Origin of the sequence: Mycobacterium simiae (assembly GCF_008370645.1) — a bacterium.
GTDB classification, from domain to species: Bacteria; Actinomycetota; Actinomycetes; order Mycobacteriales; family Mycobacteriaceae; genus Mycobacterium; species Mycobacterium simiae_A.
Genome location: NZ_VTZN01000366.1, coordinates 1 through 1,784 on the forward strand (window position 1 = coordinate 1; position 1,784 = coordinate 1,784).

General features: G+C 63.4%; 2 protein-coding genes. Both read right to left on the bottom strand.

All coding sequences use genetic code 11. From position 1 onward, the window contains the following. On the bottom strand, positions 1–488 hold a 488-nt coding region (locus F0Q45_RS25815), incomplete at its 3' end, for a hypothetical protein (protein ID WP_373425096.1). A 107-nt stretch (positions 489–595) separates the two neighbouring features. After that, positions 596–1,159: a hypothetical protein gene (locus tag F0Q45_RS25820; RefSeq protein ID WP_149656567.1), complete on the bottom strand. Its 564-nt coding sequence runs from the start codon at positions 1,157–1,159 to the stop codon at positions 596–598. Positions 1,160–1,784 lie beyond the last annotated feature (625 nt).

A 1,784-nucleotide genomic window follows, 5' to 3' on the forward strand; every position in this document is an offset into this window, starting at 1 on the left:
GGGCCGGCGCCTCCGTCTGCAACGCCTGATCCGCCTCCAGCGGGTGTGCCAGGCATGTGCATGGCGGCGGGAATGTTGCCCGCCCAGCTGGGTACGGCGGCGAGTGCACCCATGGCAGCGCTCGAAATAGCAGCGACCTGGGATTTCGCCTCGGTCTTGACCTGCTCAATCAGTGCGTCGACGTCTTGGCCAGCAGCTTCAGCCGCCGGCCGTGCCGCCTCAAGCGCTGCGATGGCAGATTCTGCCCAGCCGACGACTCCCGCCATCTCAGCCAGCATGGCGCCGAGAGTGGTGGCCCAGGCCCCCAGACATGCGGCCGCCTGACCGACCTGGGCACCTACGAGACCGACGTTTACGAAGTACTTCGTCCAGGCTCCTGAAATGATGTCGGCCAGGTCGCCCTGTCCGTAGTTGAGCAGCTGCACCGCGGCGACCTGGCCGTCCTCCGACGACGCAATCAGCTGACCGGATAACTTCGTCAGCTCCACCGATCGCCGCATCAAATCCGCGGGCTCTAACGAGTCCTCCCAATAATTCTGGAGGATCTCGGATGAGTTGGGTGACGTCGGCTTCGGAGGCACCCTCGACTACCGCCCTAGCTCACACCGCAGAGCTGATCCAGCTTCGCCCGCGCGGCGGTGATCGGGACCCCATCGGCCTGGGTGTATGTATGGTTGGACATCTTCTGCATACCCTGCCGCCGCTCCGACACATACGCCCTCGCAGCCTCCACCACTTGTGGTGGATCGGCAGCCGCAATCTCGCGCTCAAAAAGTTGGAGCGCCGTGCTCACTGCCGCATTCTGATTCGCCACGTAGAGATCGATATTTGGCGTCTGCCAATTCCACCCAGCCGGCAAAGCGGGAATTGCGTTTAGCGCGGCCTTTGTGGAAGGCCATGCTTCACAGGTGGAGCTGGTCGCTGTGGTGCCTGCCTGGGCGGGTGGGTTGCCGACTGCGGTCGGTGTGGGACCAGTAGGGGCCACGGTGTTGGTGTCACGGCTCAGGAGTACGGCGCTGATCACCGCGGTGGCGATGATGATCGCTGCGACGATGATGGCGACGGGGAGCCATCGCTGTGCTGGCTTGGCGGGCGGGTAGTAGGGCGGCCACGCGGGCGAGGGGCCGGGCGGTGCGCTGAGCGGGCTGTTTCCCTCCATAGGGGAATGGTAGCTTCCGCGGATTGCTGCGTCACTGGTAAATGGGACGTCGAGCTGTGCATTTCGTGCCATTGCGGGCATCCTCTCGGGTTTGCGGTGCATGTTGTGCCACGGCCGACCGTAATGCATAGTGCTAGCACTATGCTAGCACTATGCCGCGTAGTGGTTCCTGTCAGGCTGGACGTTGCTGCGCCGGGTCACATATCGCAAACGTGCAGGCGAGCACTTGTGGGTCGGGAGGGGGCCGGCCCTACTCGGTCGCCGCGCAGGATCTCTGCATGGGGGTTGCACCGTTGGCCTCGTGTCCGGCTGGTGCCGACAAATCTCGATCTGGGGGACCCTCCTACTGACCACCAGTCAGTGCGATCGCGGCGACGCCAGACGGGCCACCCCGTACCGCCCAGCGACGGCCGTCTGGCCACACCAGCGTCGTGATGACATCACCGAAACGAAAGTTCAGCAATGGGCTTATCCATCGCTCTCATCTTCTAACGTTGATCGAACCGGAGCGGATCGACGGAATCGTGATGTGGTCAGTGGCATCAAGTTGTAGTGGCCACAACAGCTCCGAATCGATCCACACTACTTTCCGGGTGCCGCGGGTCGCGGCTTTGACCAGGAGTGT